The following is a 15,394-nucleotide window of genomic DNA, read 5'->3' on the forward strand; positions in this document are numbered from 1 at the left end:
GGTCGAAGCGGCAGCGTGACGCGCCGCTGCGCCTTGCGTCCGTCTCTCTCAAGGGGTCTAGCTGGGCCCGGGACGTGGGGAGTCTGACCGATGAAACAACAAGAAGCGACACGGATCGCCGAGCTCTTCCAGCAAGATCTCGAGGTCTATCTCAGCCAGCAACTGCGCCAGCGCACGCTGCACCAGGTCGTGTCCGACCTGAACGAGGCCGCGCTGTCGAAGACCAATCCGAATTCGAAGACCGCGAAGGCCGCGCTGCGCCGCCTGGGCTTTGCCGACTGATCAGCGCCGGTCGCCGATGACCTCGGCCAGCATCCCGCGCTCGTCCTCCGTCAGGTCGGTCAGGGGCGGGCGCACGGGCCCGGTCTCGAAGCCCCTGAGCGCGACGCCTGCCTTGATCGCCGAGACGGCATAGCCCGTCTTTCGGTCGCGCACCGTCGCGAAGGGATAGTAAAACTCGCGCAGAAGTGCCTCGCAGCCCGCGTCGTCTCCGGCTGTGAAGGCATCGAAGAAGGCCAGCGCGGTTTCGGGCACGAAGTTGAATACGGCCGAGGAGTAGGTGTCGACGCCAGCGCCGCGATAGGCCTGCGCGAAAAGCTCGTGGGTGGGCATTCCGCCGATATAGGCCAGCCGGTCGCCTAGCCCGATGGTGATGCGCCGGACCGTGTCGATGTCGCCGGTGCCGTCCTTGAAACCGATCAGGTTCGGACAGTCGTCCGCCAGCCGTTGCAGGGTCTCGGCCGAGCAGACGGACTGGCCGCGGTTGTAGACGATGACGCTCATGGTCGTGGCCCGACACACCGCGCGAATATGCGCCTCGATCCCGTCCTGCGGCGCGCGGATCAGATAGTGAGGCAGAAGCAGGATGCCGTCCCCTCCCGCCGCCTCGATGCCCCGCGCGAGGTCGCAGGCCATGCGCGTGCCATAGCCGCAGCCCGCAATCACGGGCTCCCCGGGCTGTGCTGCGCGCGCCGCTTTAACCACTTCGACGATCTCGTCGGGCATAAGCGAGAACATCTCACCGGTGCCGCCCGCCACGATCAGCCCCGCGACCTTGTGCGGTGACAGCCATTCGAGGTGAGCGCGGAAGGCGGTGGGGTTGAAGCGGTCGTCCGCGTCGAAAGGTGTGACGGGAAACGACAGGAGGCCGGAGCGGATAATTCCGCGAAGGTCGGTCGGTGCGATCATGGGGGCTTGTCCGGCAAGGGAGGGCGGCGCAAGGCCGCCCTCGGGGTTTCAGGAACGCAGGTCGTCGGGCAGGATCGCGTCCGGCATGTTCTGGAAGCACACCGGCCGCAGGAAGCGCCGGATCGACAGGGTGCCCACGCTCGTCGCGCCGAAGTTGGTCGAGGCGGGGTAGGGTCCGCCGTGGACCATCGCATCGGCCACCTCGACCCCGGTCGGGAAGCCGTTCACAAGAATGCGGCCCGCCTTCCGCTCGAGAACGGGCACCAGCGTGCGGGCGCGGTCGGTGTCGCCCTCGTCCATGTGGAGGGTGGCCGTAAGCTGACCCTCGAAGCCCTTCGCAAGCTCTAGCATCTCGTCGGAGCCCAAGACGCGGACGACAAGGCCGAGCGGCCCGAAGACCTCCTCGCCAAGCGCGTGGTCCTGGAGGTAGTTCGCGGCATCGGTCTCATAGAGGTTGGGGCTGGCGTTGCGGCCTTCGCTGTCGGTCGTCAGCACCGGCTTCACCGCGTTGCGCCCGTCGAAGCGCGACTTGCCGTCCTTGTAGGCGTTCGCAATCCCGTCGGTCAGCATGCACTGGGTCTGAACGCCTTTCAGCGCCTCGGCCGCCGCCTTGACGAAGGCGTCGCCGTCCGGGCCGGTCTCGACCACCGCGATGCCGGGATTGGTGCAGAACTGGCCCGCGCCCATGGTCAGCGACCCGGCCCAGCCTTCGCCGATGGCCTTGCCGCGCGCCTTGGCTGCCTCGGGCAGCAGGAACATCGGGTTGACCGAGCCCAGCTCACCGAAGAACGGAATCGGCTCGTCCCGCTGCGCGCAAAGGTCGAACAGCGCGCGACCCCCGCCGAGCGAGCCGGTGAAGCCCACGGCCTTGATGCGCGGGTGCTGGACGAGGGCAGTGCCCACATCACGCTTGCCGCCCTGGATCAGGGAGAAGACGCCGGCGGGCATCCCGCAGGACTGGATCGCCGCGTGGATCGCCTCGGCCACGATCTCGCCCGTGCCGGGGTGGGCCGAGTGGCCCTTGACGACCACGGGACATCCCGCAGCCAGCGCCGCCGCCGTGTCGCCGCCCGCCGTCGAGAACGCCAGCGGGAAGTTCGACGCGCCGAAGACCGCCACAGGCCCAATGGGGCGCTGCACCATCTTCAGGTCGGGACGGGGCAGGGGCTTGCGGTCGGGCAGAGCCTTGTCATGCCGCCGGTCGAGGTAGTCGCCCTTCAGGATGTGCTCGGCGAAAAGGCGAAGCTGCCCCGTCGTCCGACCGCGTTCGCCCTGAAGTCGTGCCTCGGGCAAGCCGGTCTCTTGCGTGCCGATCTCGGTGATCGCTTCGGCCCGTGCCTCGATTTCGTCGGCGATGGCGTTCAGGAACTTCGCGCGGTCATCCCTCGAGGAATAGGCGTAGGTCCAGAAGGCGTCTTCCGCCGCCTCGCAGGCGCGATCGACAAGCGCAGGGGTGCCGACGGAAAAGTCATGCGCCGGACCATGCGCGGGCTCGGACGAGAAGGTCGTCTCGCCTGCGACCCACTCGCCCGCGATCAGGTGCTTACCGTGAGGGGTGAATGTGCTTTTATCCAGCATTGTCAAATCCTTGTCATAGAAGGTTGCGGCCCGCGAGATTGCGCATCAGGTCGGCCAGGCCGAAGGTCCATTGCGGGCAGTCGGTCGACAGCCGCACGGTGTTCTCCAGCCGACCTAGCCCGTCCGACGCAATCGTCACGCGGTCGCCGATCTTGTGGGTGAAGCCCTGGCCTGGGTGGTCGCGGTCTTCGATCGGCGCAAAGAGCGTGCCAAGGAACAGCATGAAGCCGTCCGGGTACTGGTGATGCAGGCCCACGACGTGTTTTACCAGATCGAGCGGATCGCGGCTGATCTCGGACATCAGGGAGCGCCCGGCCAGCACATAGCCATCCTCGCCCTCGACCGTCAGGTCCAGCACCGCGGCGCGGGCGTCGTCGAGGCTGTAGGTTTCGTCGAACAGGCGGATCATCGGCCCGATGGCGCATGAGGCGTTGTTGTCCTTCGCCATCGGCAGAAGCAGCGCCGAGCGTCCTTCGATGTCGCGCAAATTGACGTCGTTCCCGAGGGTTACGCCGGGAACCTCGCCCCGAGAGTTCACCGCCAGAACGATCTCCGGCTCCGGGTTGTTCCAGGTCGAGACGGGGTGCAGGCCGATCTCCGCCCCGGTTCCGACCGACGACAGGGGTTGCGCCTTCGAGAAGACCTCGGCGTCCGGCCCGATGCCGACTTCCAGGTACTGCGACCAGATGCCGACACGGATCAGCTCGGCCTTGACCTCGGCCGCCTTCTCGGACCCGGCGACGAGGCTCTGGAGGCTGTCGCCGATGATCTCGGTCACGCGCTTGCGGATCGCGTCGGCCTTCGACGGATCGCCAGCCGCCTTTTCCTCGATCACCCGCTCGACCATCGACTGTGCGAAGGTCACTCCGCAGGCCTTGACCGCCTGAAGGTCGCAGGGCGCCAGCCAGTGCAGGCTGTCCTTGGCGTCCGTCAGACCGGAGATGTCGGATGCGGTCCCCAGGCTTTCACCCGAGGCGTCGCGCACATGGGCAGCCGGATCCTCCAGCTCCAGCACGTCGCGGACGGTCGGTGCGGTCTTCGACGTGATGTCGACCGCCACGCCGTCGCGCAGCGTCACCACGGAAGGTCCGATGCCCGGACGCCAGACCCGGCCCAGCCAGAGCCCCTTCAGTTCCTCGTCCGAAAGTCTCACCGGCCCTTCTCCTTGCGCCATGCCGCGAATTTCTCCAGCGTCTCGTCCTTCGTCGCCGGGTAAAGGCCGATGATCGTCTCGCCCGCGCGCACCTGTTCGACCACGAAATCCTCGAAGGCCGTCATCTCGGTCGCCTCGTCCGCCACCTCGGCCGCGATATGCGCGGGGATCACGATGACGCTGTCGTCGTCGCCGACGATGATGTCGCCGGGAAATACGGGCGCGTCGCCACAGCCGATAGGTCCGTTGATCTCGATGGCCTCGTTGATCGTCAGGTTCGTCGGGCTGGCCGGGCGCGCGTGATAGGACCGCATGTCCAGGTCGGCGATCCGCATCGAGTCGCGGAAGCCTCCGTCGGTCACGATGCCCTCGCCGCCGCGCATCATCAGGCGCGTCACCAGGATATCGCCCGCACTCGCGGCGCGCGCATCCTTGCGGCTGTCGATGACCATGACATGTCCCTTGGGACAGGTCTCGATGGCGTGGCGCTGCGGGTGCTGCGGATTGCGGAACTCGCTCAACTGGTTGCGGTCCTCGCGCGCGGGGATGTAGCGCAGCGTGAAGGCCGGGCCGACCATGTTCCGGCCCTTGTGCGACAGGGGCCGCACGTCCTGGATGGTCTGGTTCCGAAGGCCGCGCTTGAAGAGCGCCGTCGCGAGGGTCGCCACCGAGACGTGGCGCAGTTTTTCGATGGTCTCGGGAGATACGTCGGTCATGCCACCTTGTCCGTCAGAAGTCCGTTGTCCGCAAGAAAGCCCCTCAGCCGTCTCGACTGGTCGTCCGTCAGGGGCCAGGCCGAGGGCGGGCGCGTCGGGCCGCAGTCGTGGCCCATCATCGCCAGAGCGGATTTCACGCCGGTGACGTTGGTGCCGTTCATTTCCTCGGCGCGAATGTCCTCGAAGACGCGCATCCCCCGGATCAGTCGGTTCGCCTCGTCATAGTCGCCGCCGTCGAGGGCCGCGTGGATCGCGACCGACCGTTCGGGCCAGACGTTGATGAGGCCGCTCGTGAAGCCCCGCGCGCCAACGGCATATAGCGGCGGCGCCCAGACCTCGGCCAGACCGCCGACCCAGATGACATCCTCCGGCGAATTGTCGATGGCATCGGCCAGCTTCAGAGGGTTCGGCGTCGCCCACTTGACGCCCGCCACGCCCTCGACCTGGCAGAGCTTGACGATGTTGTCCGTGCCGATGGCGTCATTGCGGAGGTAGAGGACTAGCGGCAGCCCGTCGCCTGCCTCGGCCACGCGCGCGACATAGTCGCGGAAACCGCGCGGCGCCACGAAGGGATCGGGCGTCTGGTGGACCATCAGCCCCGCGACGCCCGCCGTCTTCGACGCCTTCGCCAGCGCGCAGGCCTCATGGACCGACCGCCCCACGCCGCCGATCACCGGCACGCGGCCCGCGACCGTCTCGCAGGCGGCATGAACCATGCGCTCGGCCTCGTCGGCGGTCAGGCCATAGTATTCGCCCGTGTTGCCGTTCGCGGTCAGGATATGAACGCCGGCCTTGATCGCGCGATCCACCACCGGCTTCAGGCCCTTGGGTGCAATGCGGTCATCGGCGTCGAACGGCGTCACGAGGATGCCCGAGATGCCGGTCAGTTTCTGGGTCAGGTCGGTCATTGCAACACCTCGAAGGATCGTTTGCCCAGTCCCTTCTGGACCTCGTAGATCGAGCCCTGGGACGGCGGGTCGGGATAGGCGATGCGCATCGGGCAGGGCACGACGCGCGGCTCGAGCGTGGACGTGCCGCAGAGCATCCGGGCGTCGAACTCCTCCAGCCCCTCCCACTTGCCGCGTCCGCCGTGGACCGGGAAGGCGTCGGCGGCCATCATCTCGTAGAAGATCACGCGCCGGTCCTGCGTCGAACGGTTCAAGGCCGAGCCGTGGACGATGCGCGCGTGGTGGATCGAGATCGACCCCGCCGGCCCCATCAGCGGCACGGCGTCTTTCATGTCGAGTCCCGAGGCGGCAAGGTCCATGGCACCCACGAACCGGCCATCATGGTGATGGTCATAGGCCCGTCCACGATGCGTGCCGGGGAAGACCATCAGGGGGCCGTTCGCAGGCGTGAAGTCGTCGATCATCACGCCCACCGCCAGCACATCGTCGTTGGTATAGGGATAGAAGCCCCAGTCCTGGTGCCACTCGACAGCTGCCCCGAAGCCCGCCGATTTCATGTTCAGCTTGGTGGTCTGAAGTCGCAGGTTCGACCCGATCAGGTCGCGGACCGGGGCGAGGATCAAATCCGACCGCATCAACTCGTCGATCGGCCGCGACTGGGTGTGCGGCAGCTTCACCCGGCGCACCCGCGGCGCATCGGGGGTGTGGCTGTCCTCGAGGTCCAGCCGGTCGTCCGAGGCCGTCATCCCCCGCGCCATCTCGGTGAAGCGCGCGATCTCGGCCCGGATGCTGTCCATCACCGGGGCGGGGATCCGCCGCTCCAGCACCAGATAGCCTTCCTCGCGATAGAAGGCGATCTGCTCCGGCGTCAGCACCTCGGGCATCAGTTGATCTCCGGTTCCGGGACGGGGCCGCCGAATTCGGTCTTGAGGAAGTCGAAGTCGCAGCCCTTGTCGGCCTGCTCGACGTGCTTGGTGAACATGTAGCCATAGCCGCGTTCGTAACGGGCCTCGGGCGGCGTCCAGGCCGCGCGGCGCTCCTCGAGTTCCTCGGCAGACAGCTTCACGTTCAGCGTCCGGTTCGGGATGTTCATCTCGATGATGTCGCCGGTCTTTATCAGCGCCAGCGGCCCGCCGATGAAGGCCTCGGGCGCGACGTGCAGGATGCAGGCCCCGTAGGAGGTTCCCGACATGCGCGCGTCCGACAGCCGCATCATGTCGCGGTGGCCCTGCTTCAGCAGCGCCTTCGGCATCGGGATCATGCCCCATTCCGGCATCCCCGGCCCGCCCTGGGGACCGGCATTGCGCAGCACCAGGACATGGTCCGGCGTCATCGGATAGTTCTCGTCGTTGATGATCTTCTTCAGGTCGGCATAGTTGTCGGCGACGATGGCCGGGCCGGAGTGGACCTGGAAGCGCGAGTCCATCGCGGCGGGCTTGATGACCGCGCCATCGGGGGCGAGGTTGCCGCGCAGGACGGCAAGAGACCCCTCATGATAGAGCGGGTTCGACATCGGCCGGATCACGTCGTCGTTGTAGTTGACGGCGCCCTCGATGCACTCGCCCAGGGTGCGGCCCGTGACGGTGGTGACCGAAAGGTCCAGCTTGCCCGACATCTCCTTCATCAGCGCGGGCAGGCCGCCGGCGTAGAAGAAGTCCTCCATCAGGTATTCCTTGCCCGACGGACGCAGGTTCGCCAGCACCGGCACTTCGCGCCCGATCCGGTCGAGGTCGTCGAGGCCCCACTCGACCCCGGCGCGGCGCGCCATGGCGATCAGGTGGATGATGGCGTTGGTCGAGCAGCCCGTGGCCATCGCGACCGCGGTGGCGTTGCGCGTCGAGGCGGCGGTGATGATGCGGTCGGGCGTCAGGTCCTCCCACACCATGTCGACGATGCGCCGCCCGCAGGCGGCCGCCATCCGCTTGTGGCCCGCATCGGGGGCGGGGATGGACGACGCGCCGGGCAGCGTCAGGCCCCAGCCTTCGGCGATCGACATCATGGTCGAAGCCGTCCCCATGGTCATGCAGGTGCCGTAGGATCGCGCGATCCCGCCCTGCACGCCCATCCACTCTTCCTTGCCGATGGTGCCCGCGCGGCGCTCGTCCCAGTACTTCCAGACATCTGTGCCGGAGCCCAGCTTCTGGCCCGCATAGTTGCCGCGAAGCATGGCGCCCGCCGGCATGAAGATGAACGGGATGCCCATGGAGATAGCGCCCATGATGAGCGCGGGCGTGGACTTGTCGCAGCCGCCCAGGAGGACCGCGCCGTCGACGGGGTGCGAGCGCAGCGTCTCCTCGACCTCCATCGCGCCCATGTTGCGGTAGAGCATCGAGGTGGGCTTCAGGAACTGTTCGCTGAAGGAATGAACCGGAAGCTCGGCCGGCATCCCGCCTGCCTGGAGGATGCCGCGCTTCACCTGCTCGGCACGGTCGCGCAGGTGGTGGTGACAGGGCGATAGATCGGACCATGTATTGATGACCGCGATGACCGGCTTGCCCTCCCAGTCCTCTTCCGAGAGCCCCATCTGCATCGCGCGGCTTCGATGGCCCATCGAGCGCAGGTCGTCGGGTGCGAACCAGCGGGCAGATCGAAGATCCTCGGGGCGTTTGTGGGTCATGCGGTCCTCCTGATGAGCCCGGCTCTCTGGCCGGTGTGTCGCGCGGACGGCCTGTGCGGCAAGCACGCAGGATGGTCAAACGCGACTGATCGAACTAATATATCAGCCACGGGACCGGCACAACCGATCGGTTTCACTCTGGCGGAGAGTTGCGGGATGGGCGGAACGCTGGATTTCGGGGGTGCGGGGACCGCGCGCAGCAGCGCCGCGGGCGAACGCGTCTACGACGCCCTCCGCTCCGAGATCCTAGACCTTGCCCTGCCGCCCGACGCGACCCTGTCGCGCGCCGAGCTTGCCGCCCGCTTCGGCGTCAGCCAGACGCCGGTGCGCGAAGCGCTCCAGGCGCTCGAGATGGACGGCCTCGTGATGATCTTCCCGCAATCCCGTACGGTCGTGACGCGCATCGATGAAGTCGCCCTCCACGAGACGCATTTCCTGCGCGTGTCGGTCGAATGCGAAGTCGTCCGGCGGCTGGCGCGGATCGAGGGCGGCGAGGCGCCAGCGCGTGCGCGGCGCATCCTTGCAATGCAGAACACGCTGGTCGGCGATACGGGCCAGATGGACATGTTCCAGGATCTCGACCGATCGTTCCACCGCAGCCTTTTCGAGGGTGTCGGCATGGGTCTTGTCCACGCGATGGTCGAACGTCGCCAGGGCGCGCTTGCGCGGTGCCAGAGGCTCGACCTTCCGGCGAAGGGCAAGATGGAGACGATCGTGCGCTTCCACGGCGAAATCCTCGACCGGATCGAGGCGCGCGACCCGGACGGGGCGGCGGGTGCCATGCGCGCGCATCTGTCGGGCTCGGTGGGGCGGGTGGCCGAATTGAAGGCGCAGCACCCGGCCTTCTTCACCCAGACCTGAGATTTCAGCAGGCACGGTGCCGTTCGATGACGGTCTTCAGCACCTCGTCGATGTCGCGCGTCCACCAGTCCTGCGCCGAGAAGATCTCGCATTCGTGGAAACCGTCGTAGCCCTGTGCCTCGACCCAGCCGCGCACCTGCGCGATGTCGATGACGCCGTCCCCCATCATCCCCCGGTCGAGAAGGAGGTCCTTCGTCACGCGCAGCCAGTCGCAGATGTGGAAGGCGTGCAGCCGCGCCTTGCCCGCCCGCGCGATCTGGCGTTCCAGGTCCGGATCCCACCAGACGTGGTAGACGTCGCAGGCCACGCCGACCTCGCCACCGATCTCGTCGCAGATGTCGAGAGCCTGCGCCATGGTGTTCACCACCGCCCGATCGGCGCAGTACATCGGGTGCAGCGGCTCGATGGCGAGCTTCACCCCAAGGGGCGTGGCGTAGTCCTGCAAGGCAGCGATCCCGTCCCGGACCTGCGAGCGCGCCCCGGCGAGGTCCTTCGATCCCTCAGGCAGGCCACCCACCACCAGCACCAGACAATCGGCGTTCAGCTCCGCCGCCTCGTCGGCGGCGCGGCGGTTGTCGTCGAGGTTGCTCTCGAAACCGCCCCTGTCATTGGCGGGAAACATTCCACCCCGGCACAGGCCCGACACCTTCAGCCCAAGGTCGCGGATACGCCGCGCCGTCTCGGCCAGCCCCAGCTCAGCGATCTGGTCGCGCCAGGGCGAGACGGCGGGGATGCCGTGCCGCGCGACTGCGGCCAGGATCTCGTCCAGCCTGTAGCGGCCCCTGACGGTGGCCGTGTTGATCGACAACTGCGATATGTCCGGCATCAGTCGACGCCCCGCACCGCCATAAGAGTGGCCATCCGGGCGGCCGCCCGGTCAGGGTCGGAGAGAAGTCCGGCACGGTCAGCGAGCCGGAACAACTCGGCCAGGTGCAGGGTCGAGCGCGTGGATTCCTGCCCCCCGATCATCGTGAAATGCGACTGGTGGCCATTGAGCCAGGCCAGGAACACGACGCCCGTCTTGTAGAACCGCGTGGGCGCCTTGAAGATGTGCCGCGACAGAGGGACGGTCGGCGCGAGGATAGCATCGAACCGGGCCGTGTCCCCGGCCGCAAGGTGCTTCATCGCAGCCGACGCGGCAGGGGCGATGGCGTCGAAAATGCCCAGAAGCGCGTCCGAATGGCCGTGCTCGTCGCCCTCGATCAGCTCGGCGTAGTTGAAGTCGTCGCCGGTATACATGCGGATGCCCTGCGGCAGGCGGCGGCGCATGTCGATTTCGGCTTGTTTGGACAAAAGGCTGATCTTGATTCCATCAATCTTGTCCGCGTTCTGCGTAAGGATGCTGAGGCACGTATCCATCGCTGTCGGCACGTCGTCCGAGCCCCAGTAACCCGCGAGGGCGGGATCGAACATGTCGCCGAGCCAGTGAATGATTACCGGCTCCGAGGCCTGGGAGAGAACCTCGCCGTAGACACGGGCATAGTCGTCCGCGGCCCCGGCGCCTGCGGCAAGAGCGCGCGACGCCATGAGGATCACGCGACCGCCCGCACCCTCGACTGCCTCGAGCTGTTCCAGATACGCGTCGCGTATCTGGTCGAGCGTCAGGTCGGGGGACGGGGCGACATGATCGGTGCCGACGCCGGAAAAGACGACGGCACCAGGAACGGTTTTTGCTTCGGCGACCGAGCGCTCGATCAACTCCAGCGCTTCCGCCCAGCCAAGGCCCATGCCGCGCTGCGCGGTGTCCATCGCCTCGGCGACGGCCATGCCATGACTCCAGAGATGGTGGCGGAAGGCAAGCGTCGCCTCCCAGTCGATAGCGGGAGACAGCCAGGGGTCGTTGTCGGCGAAGGGGTCGGCCACCACATGCGCGGCGGCGAAGGCGATGCGTGTGAGCGGCACGTCGGGTGCCGCGTCGAAGTCGCCGGGGGCGCCGGTTTCGTAGACGTCCGTTCCCGATCCCTTTGGAAGAGTGACGCGGGCCATGGCTCAACCCTCCAGCGGGGGCACGTCGAGCCAACGCCGTTCGGCCCAGCTTTTCAGGCCCAGTTCGGCCAGTTGGACCCCTCGCGCCCCGGCCATCAGGTCGTAGGTCCAGGGCGTGTCCTCGACGAGATGGCGCAGGAACATCTCCCACTGGACGCGGAACCCGTTCGGATAGTCCTGGACGTCCGGCACCTCCTCCCACTGGGCGTGGAAGTCGTGCGGGTTCGGCTCGTCCGGGTTCCACACGGGCTTCGGCGTGTTCACCCGGTGCTGGGTCTTGCATCCCGTCAGCCCCGCCACCGCCGAACCGTGCGTGCCGTCGACGTGGAAGGTGACGAGGTCGTCGCGCTGCACGCGGGTACACCAGGACGAGTTGATCTGCGCAATGATCCCGCCGTCCAGTTCGAAGGTCGCATAGGCCGCGTCGTCGGCGTCCGCGTCATAGCGCTGGCCAGCCTCGTCCCACCTCTCGGGAATGTGCGTCGCGCCGAGGCAGGAGACGGCCTTCACCTCGCCGAAGATGTTGTCGAGGACATAGCGCCAGTGGCAGAGCATATCGAGGATGATGCCGCCGCCGTCGCCCTTGCGGTAATTCCACGAGGGCCGCTGCGCCGCACGCCAGTCGCCTTCGAAGACCCAATAGCCGAACTCGCCCCGGACCGAGAGGATGCGGCCGAAGAACCCGCTGTCGATCAGCGCCTTCAGCTTGACGAGGCCCGGAAGGAAGAGCTTGTCCTGCACGACGCCGTTCTTGATGCCCTTCTCGCGGGCGAGCCGCGCAATGGCGAGGGCGTCGTCGAGATTGTCGGCGGTCGGCTTTTCGCAATAGACCGCCTTGCCCGCGTTGATCGCCTTCGCCAGCAGCGCGCACCGCATCTGCGTCGTGCCCGCGTCGAAGAACAACTCGTCGTTCGGATCGGCGAGGCAGGCGTCGAGGTCGCCGGACCAGCGGGACAGCCCCTCGGCCTTGGCCATCGCCTCGATCTTCCGGGCAGCGCGTCCCACGATGATCGGGTCCGGCATCAGCCTGTCGCCGTTGGACAGCTTCACGCCGCCATCCGCCATGATCGCCTTGACCGACCGGACGAGGTGCTGGTTATAGCCCATCCGTCCCGTGACGCCGTGCATGATGATGCCGATACGCTTCTCAGCCATGATCCATTCCTGTTCTTGCCGACGCCTCAGGTGCGCCGGATGACCTTCTCGTCGCTACCGAAGATGTGGAACTTGCCGTCCTCGAAGGCGAGGTGCAGGCGGTCGCCCGGCCTGACGCGGGCTTGCCCCTTGATCTCGACCGTCGCGCTCTGCCCGTCGGGCAAGGTGACGTAGACATAGGTCTCGCCGCCGAGCTGCTCGGCGATGGTGACCTCGCCAATGAGCACGGCGTCGGTCTCGGGCACCGGCACAAGGTCCTCGGGCCGCACGCCGATGGTCACGGCCTCGCCCGCCTTCGGCGGAGCCGAGAACTCGGTCGTCAGACGTTGGCCGCCGGCCAGCAGGATCTCGCCCCGGTGGCCCTCGACACGGTCGACCGTGCCGGGCAGGAAATTCATCCGGGGGCTGCCAAGGAAGCCCGCGACGAAGATGTTGTCGGGCTTATTGTAGAGTTCGAGAGGGGAGCCGACCTGCTCGACCCGTCCGGCGCGCAGGACGACGATGCGGTCGGCCAGCGTCATCGCTTCGACCTGGTCATGGGTGACGAAGACCATGGTCGAGCCGAGGCGGCGGTGCAGCCGGTTGATCTCGACCCGCATCTGCATACGCAACTCGGCATCGAGGTTTGACAGCGGCTCGTCGAAGAGAAAGATGCGCGGCTCGCGGACAATGGCGCGTCCGATGGCGACGCGCTGGCGCTGCCCGCCGGACAACTGGCCGGGCTTTCGGTCCAGAAGCTCGTTGATCTGGAGGATGTCGGCGGCCTGCTTGACCTGCCTTTCGATCTCCGGCTTCGGCACCTTCATGGTCTCGAGCCCGAACGCCAGGTTCTTCCGCACGCTCATGTGGGGGTAGAGCGCGTAGGACTGGAAGACCATCGCCAGCTCGCGCCTGGCGGCCGGCATGTCGTTCACGACCTGCCCGTCGATCATCACATCGCCGCCCGAGATCTCTTCCAGCCCGGCGATCATGCGCAGAAGCGTGGACTTGCCGCAGCCCGACGGGCCGACGAAGACGATGAACTCGCCGTGGTCTATCTTGAGGTCGATGCCGTGGATGACGCGCAGGTTGCCGAAATCCTTGACCACCTGGCGGAGTTCGAGATCAGCCATGGGGCGCGTCCTTCTTCATCGTTTCGACCCAGCCGCCGTAGAAGGGGTGGTCGTCGGACAGGGGCAGGGCGACCGTCTCTCCGGTCCGCGCCGACCAGTAGGCGGCCGTGAGAAGCTCGATCGAGCGGCGCGAGTCCGCGAGCGTGACGGGAAGGTCGGTGCCGGTCGAGAAGGCCTCGTGCATCCGGACGAACTGGCCCGGGAAACGCTCCGGCAAGGGCTCGAAGTCCGCCAGCGCCTCCTGCGTGGCCCGCGCGCGCTCGGCGTCGTCGTCGGGAAAGGTCCAGGGTTCGTGGCCGGGGTTGTAGGGGTCGAGGCCACTCTCGGCCACGAGGTCGCGGAACACGAACCGCAGGCGCGAGGTCTGCTGGCGCGAGGCCAGCGTGACGTTGGACGAGGCCATGGCGCCCGACGAGAAGACGAGCGACAGGATGCCTTGATCCTCGGTCTCGTTGCCGTTGACCTGCCGAGTGGTGCGGGCGTGGACCGAAACGGGCTCGCCCAGGACCTCGCAGAGGATGTCGTGGATGTGGATGGCGTGGGTCGTGAAGCAGCCGCCGAGTTCGCCGTCCCAGGTTCCGCGCCATGCCGCCCGATTGTAATACACCTCGTCGCGGAACCAGTGCGTCTCGGCGGTGGCCATCAGGGGCTGGCCGGCGCGACCCTTGGCGATCAGGTGCTTGAGCTTGGCGAGCCCGTGGCCAAAGCGGTATTGGAAGATCGGGCAGATGCGCTTGCCGCTCGCCCGCTCGGCCTCGGACAGCAGGTCCAGTTCGGCCAGCGACTGCGCGACGGGCTTTTCGGCGACCACGTCGAAGCCTGCCTCGAGCGCCGCCTTGGTCTGGGCGAAGTGGAGGCCCGAGGGCGTACATATGTCGACGATGTCGAGATCGAGGTCGAAGAGAGCGTCGAGGCTGTCGACCTGTCGCGGGATGCGCTCGTTCTCTGCCAGTTCGGCGCGTCGCGCGGGGTCGATGTCGCAGAGCGCCGCGATCTCGTAGAGATCGGGCAGGGCGTTGTAGGCCATCGCGTGACTGGCGCCGATGCCGGAACCCACGATGCCGACCTTCAGTCGTCTCATGTCCTGACCTCCGGCCGTTCGCCGCCGTCTAGCCCCGTGGCCATCTCGTGCGCTTGAAGGGCCAGGTCCATCGCGAGGAAACACCGCGCCTGCGGCATCGCCGTCTCGGTCCGGTTCAACACGTCGTCGCGCAGGCGCGGACCAAAGGGCAGGGGCGTGTCCGTGCAGTCGATGTGCCGCGTGCCTTTGCCGTCGGTCAGGAAAAGGTGGTCTCCGCCGGGTCGGCCCTCGGTGTCCATGTACTTCCTCAGTTCGATGGTGCCTTCGGTGCCGATGATGAAGAGCCGTCCATCGCCCCAGACAGGCGAGCCCTCCGGTGTAAACCAGTCGACGCGGTGGAAACCCGTCGCGCCACCGCCTGTGACCACGGCGTGGCCATAGTCCAGGAAAGCGGGACGGTCCGGGTGGTCGACGCTCGCCTCGACCGAATGGAGGACGCGCGCCTCGGTGGCGCGGGTCAGCGCCAGGAACTGCTCGAACTGGTGCGACGCGATGTCGGTCAGGATCGCGCCGTTCCGCTCAGGCTCCCAGAACCAGTCCGGACGCTCCGCCGGATCAAGAATCCGGTGCGGTCCAAAGCCCGCGACATGGATCACGCGCCCTACCGCGCCGCTGGCGACCATCTCGACGGCGCGGACCGTGGACTTCTGCCGGTGATGCTCGGAATAGAGCACGGACCAGATGCGCCCGGTCTCGGCCTGTACGCGCTTCAACTCGTCGAGTTGCGCGCGCGTGGTGCAGCCGGGCTTGTCGACCATCACGTCCTTGCCCGCGCGCATCGCACGGATCGCCATGTCCGCGCGGGTCGAGGGGATGCCCGCACCCACCACCAGCCGCACCGACGGATCGGACAGGATCGCCTCGTCCTCCGTCACCCGCCGGGCCTGCGGATAGCGGGCGGCGAAATCGCGGGCGAGGTCGTCCTCGGGCGCATGAAACGCCGTCAGCCGGCAGCCCGCGCCGAGCATGGCGTCGACCTGGCCGTGGATATGACCGTGGTTGATGCCGATGACGGCGAAGTCGAAACCCTCTGTCATTA

15 protein-coding genes are annotated in these 15,394 nt (G+C 67.2%); 2 read left to right on the forward strand and 13 right to left on the reverse strand.

Features of this window, described 5'->3' with window-relative positions; genetic code table 11:
* The first annotated feature begins 90 nt into the window (after nucleotides 1-90).
* Nucleotides 91-282, forward strand: a complete 192-nt coding sequence (locus tag C8D95_RS18940; protein WP_109760770.1) for a hypothetical protein — start codon at nucleotides 91-93, stop codon at nucleotides 280-282.
* Here C8D95_RS18940 and C8D95_RS18945 read toward each other — a convergent pair whose 3' ends face one another.
* From C8D95_RS18945 to araD, 7 genes are read right to left on the reverse strand one after another with little or no spacing between them, the layout of a single operon-like run.
* A complete protein-coding gene (locus tag C8D95_RS18945; RefSeq protein ID WP_206508527.1) occupies nucleotides 283-1,185 on the reverse strand; it encodes a 5-dehydro-4-deoxyglucarate dehydratase in 903 nt (300 codons plus the stop codon).
* A 51-nt stretch (nucleotides 1,186-1,236) separates the two neighbouring features.
* Nucleotides 1,237-2,766 carry an aldehyde dehydrogenase (NADP(+)) gene (locus C8D95_RS18950; protein ID WP_109760772.1) on the reverse strand — a complete coding sequence of 510 codons (1,530 nt, stop codon included), beginning with the start codon at nucleotides 2,764-2,766 and terminating at the stop codon, nucleotides 1,237-1,239.
* 13 nt (nucleotides 2,767-2,779) lie between these two features.
* Complete coding sequence (locus C8D95_RS18955) at nucleotides 2,780-3,919, reverse strand: fumarylacetoacetate hydrolase family protein (RefSeq protein ID WP_249033331.1); 1,140 nt, start codon at nucleotides 3,917-3,919, stop codon at nucleotides 2,780-2,782.
* On the reverse strand, nucleotides 3,916-4,635 hold the full coding sequence (locus C8D95_RS18960; RefSeq protein WP_109760774.1) for a ribonuclease activity regulator RraA: 720 nt from the start codon (nucleotides 4,633-4,635) through the stop codon (nucleotides 3,916-3,918). The genes C8D95_RS18955 and C8D95_RS18960 overlap by 4 nt, the downstream gene beginning before the upstream one ends.
* Nucleotides 4,632-5,543 (reverse strand): dihydrodipicolinate synthase family protein, encoded by a 912-nt coding sequence (locus C8D95_RS18965; protein ID WP_109760775.1) that lies wholly within the window; start codon nucleotides 5,541-5,543, stop codon nucleotides 4,632-4,634. Before C8D95_RS18965 ends, C8D95_RS18960 begins: the two co-directional genes overlap by 4 nt.
* On the reverse strand, nucleotides 5,540-6,427 hold the full coding sequence (locus C8D95_RS18970) for a phytanoyl-CoA dioxygenase family protein (protein ID WP_109760776.1): 888 nt from the start codon (nucleotides 6,425-6,427) through the stop codon (nucleotides 5,540-5,542). Before C8D95_RS18970 ends, C8D95_RS18965 begins: the two co-directional genes overlap by 4 nt.
* Nucleotides 6,427-8,160, reverse strand: a complete 1,734-nt coding sequence (araD, locus tag C8D95_RS18975) for an L-arabinonate dehydratase (protein WP_109760777.1) — start codon at nucleotides 8,158-8,160, stop codon at nucleotides 6,427-6,429. The genes C8D95_RS18970 and araD overlap by 1 nt, the downstream gene beginning before the upstream one ends.
* Nucleotides 8,161-8,316: 156 nt before the next feature.
* Between araD and C8D95_RS18980 the strand changes: the two genes are divergently transcribed.
* Complete coding sequence (locus tag C8D95_RS18980; protein WP_164721701.1) at nucleotides 8,317-9,021, forward strand: GntR family transcriptional regulator; 705 nt, start codon at nucleotides 8,317-8,319, stop codon at nucleotides 9,019-9,021.
* 4 nt (nucleotides 9,022-9,025) lie between these two features.
* Here the strand turns inward: C8D95_RS18980 and C8D95_RS18985 are convergent, their stop codons facing one another.
* From C8D95_RS18985 to C8D95_RS19010, 6 genes are read right to left on the reverse strand one after another with little or no spacing between them, the layout of a single operon-like run.
* Nucleotides 9,026-9,847 carry a sugar phosphate isomerase/epimerase family protein gene (locus C8D95_RS18985; protein WP_109760779.1) on the reverse strand — a complete coding sequence of 274 codons (822 nt, stop codon included), beginning with the start codon at nucleotides 9,845-9,847 and terminating at the stop codon, nucleotides 9,026-9,028.
* On the reverse strand, nucleotides 9,847-11,007 hold the full coding sequence (locus tag C8D95_RS18990) for a dihydrodipicolinate synthase family protein (protein WP_109760780.1): 1,161 nt from the start codon (nucleotides 11,005-11,007) through the stop codon (nucleotides 9,847-9,849). Before C8D95_RS18990 ends, C8D95_RS18985 begins: the two co-directional genes overlap by 1 nt.
* Before the next feature lie 3 nt (nucleotides 11,008-11,010).
* The gene (locus tag C8D95_RS18995) at nucleotides 11,011-12,162 is read right to left on the reverse strand and encodes a Gfo/Idh/MocA family protein (protein ID WP_109760781.1); all 1,152 of its coding nucleotides are present in this window, start codon (nucleotides 12,160-12,162) and stop codon (nucleotides 11,011-11,013) included.
* Nucleotides 12,163-12,188: 26 nt separating this feature from the next.
* Entirely contained in the window at nucleotides 12,189-13,274 is a 1,086-nt protein-coding gene (locus C8D95_RS19000; RefSeq protein ID WP_109760782.1) for an ABC transporter ATP-binding protein, read from the reverse strand.
* Nucleotides 13,267-14,355, reverse strand: coding sequence for a Gfo/Idh/MocA family protein (locus C8D95_RS19005; protein ID WP_164721700.1), 1,089 nt, complete (start codon nucleotides 14,353-14,355; stop codon nucleotides 13,267-13,269). The genes C8D95_RS19000 and C8D95_RS19005 overlap by 8 nt, the downstream gene beginning before the upstream one ends.
* The gene (locus C8D95_RS19010) at nucleotides 14,352-15,392 is read right to left on the reverse strand and encodes a Gfo/Idh/MocA family protein (RefSeq protein WP_109760783.1); all 1,041 of its coding nucleotides are present in this window, start codon (nucleotides 15,390-15,392) and stop codon (nucleotides 14,352-14,354) included. The genes C8D95_RS19005 and C8D95_RS19010 overlap by 4 nt, the downstream gene beginning before the upstream one ends.
* Between the last annotated feature and the right edge of the window lie 2 nt (nucleotides 15,393-15,394).

Origin of the sequence: Silicimonas algicola, assembly GCF_003148765.1 — a bacterium.
Lineage (GTDB): Bacteria > Pseudomonadota > Alphaproteobacteria > Rhodobacterales > Rhodobacteraceae > Silicimonas > Silicimonas algicola.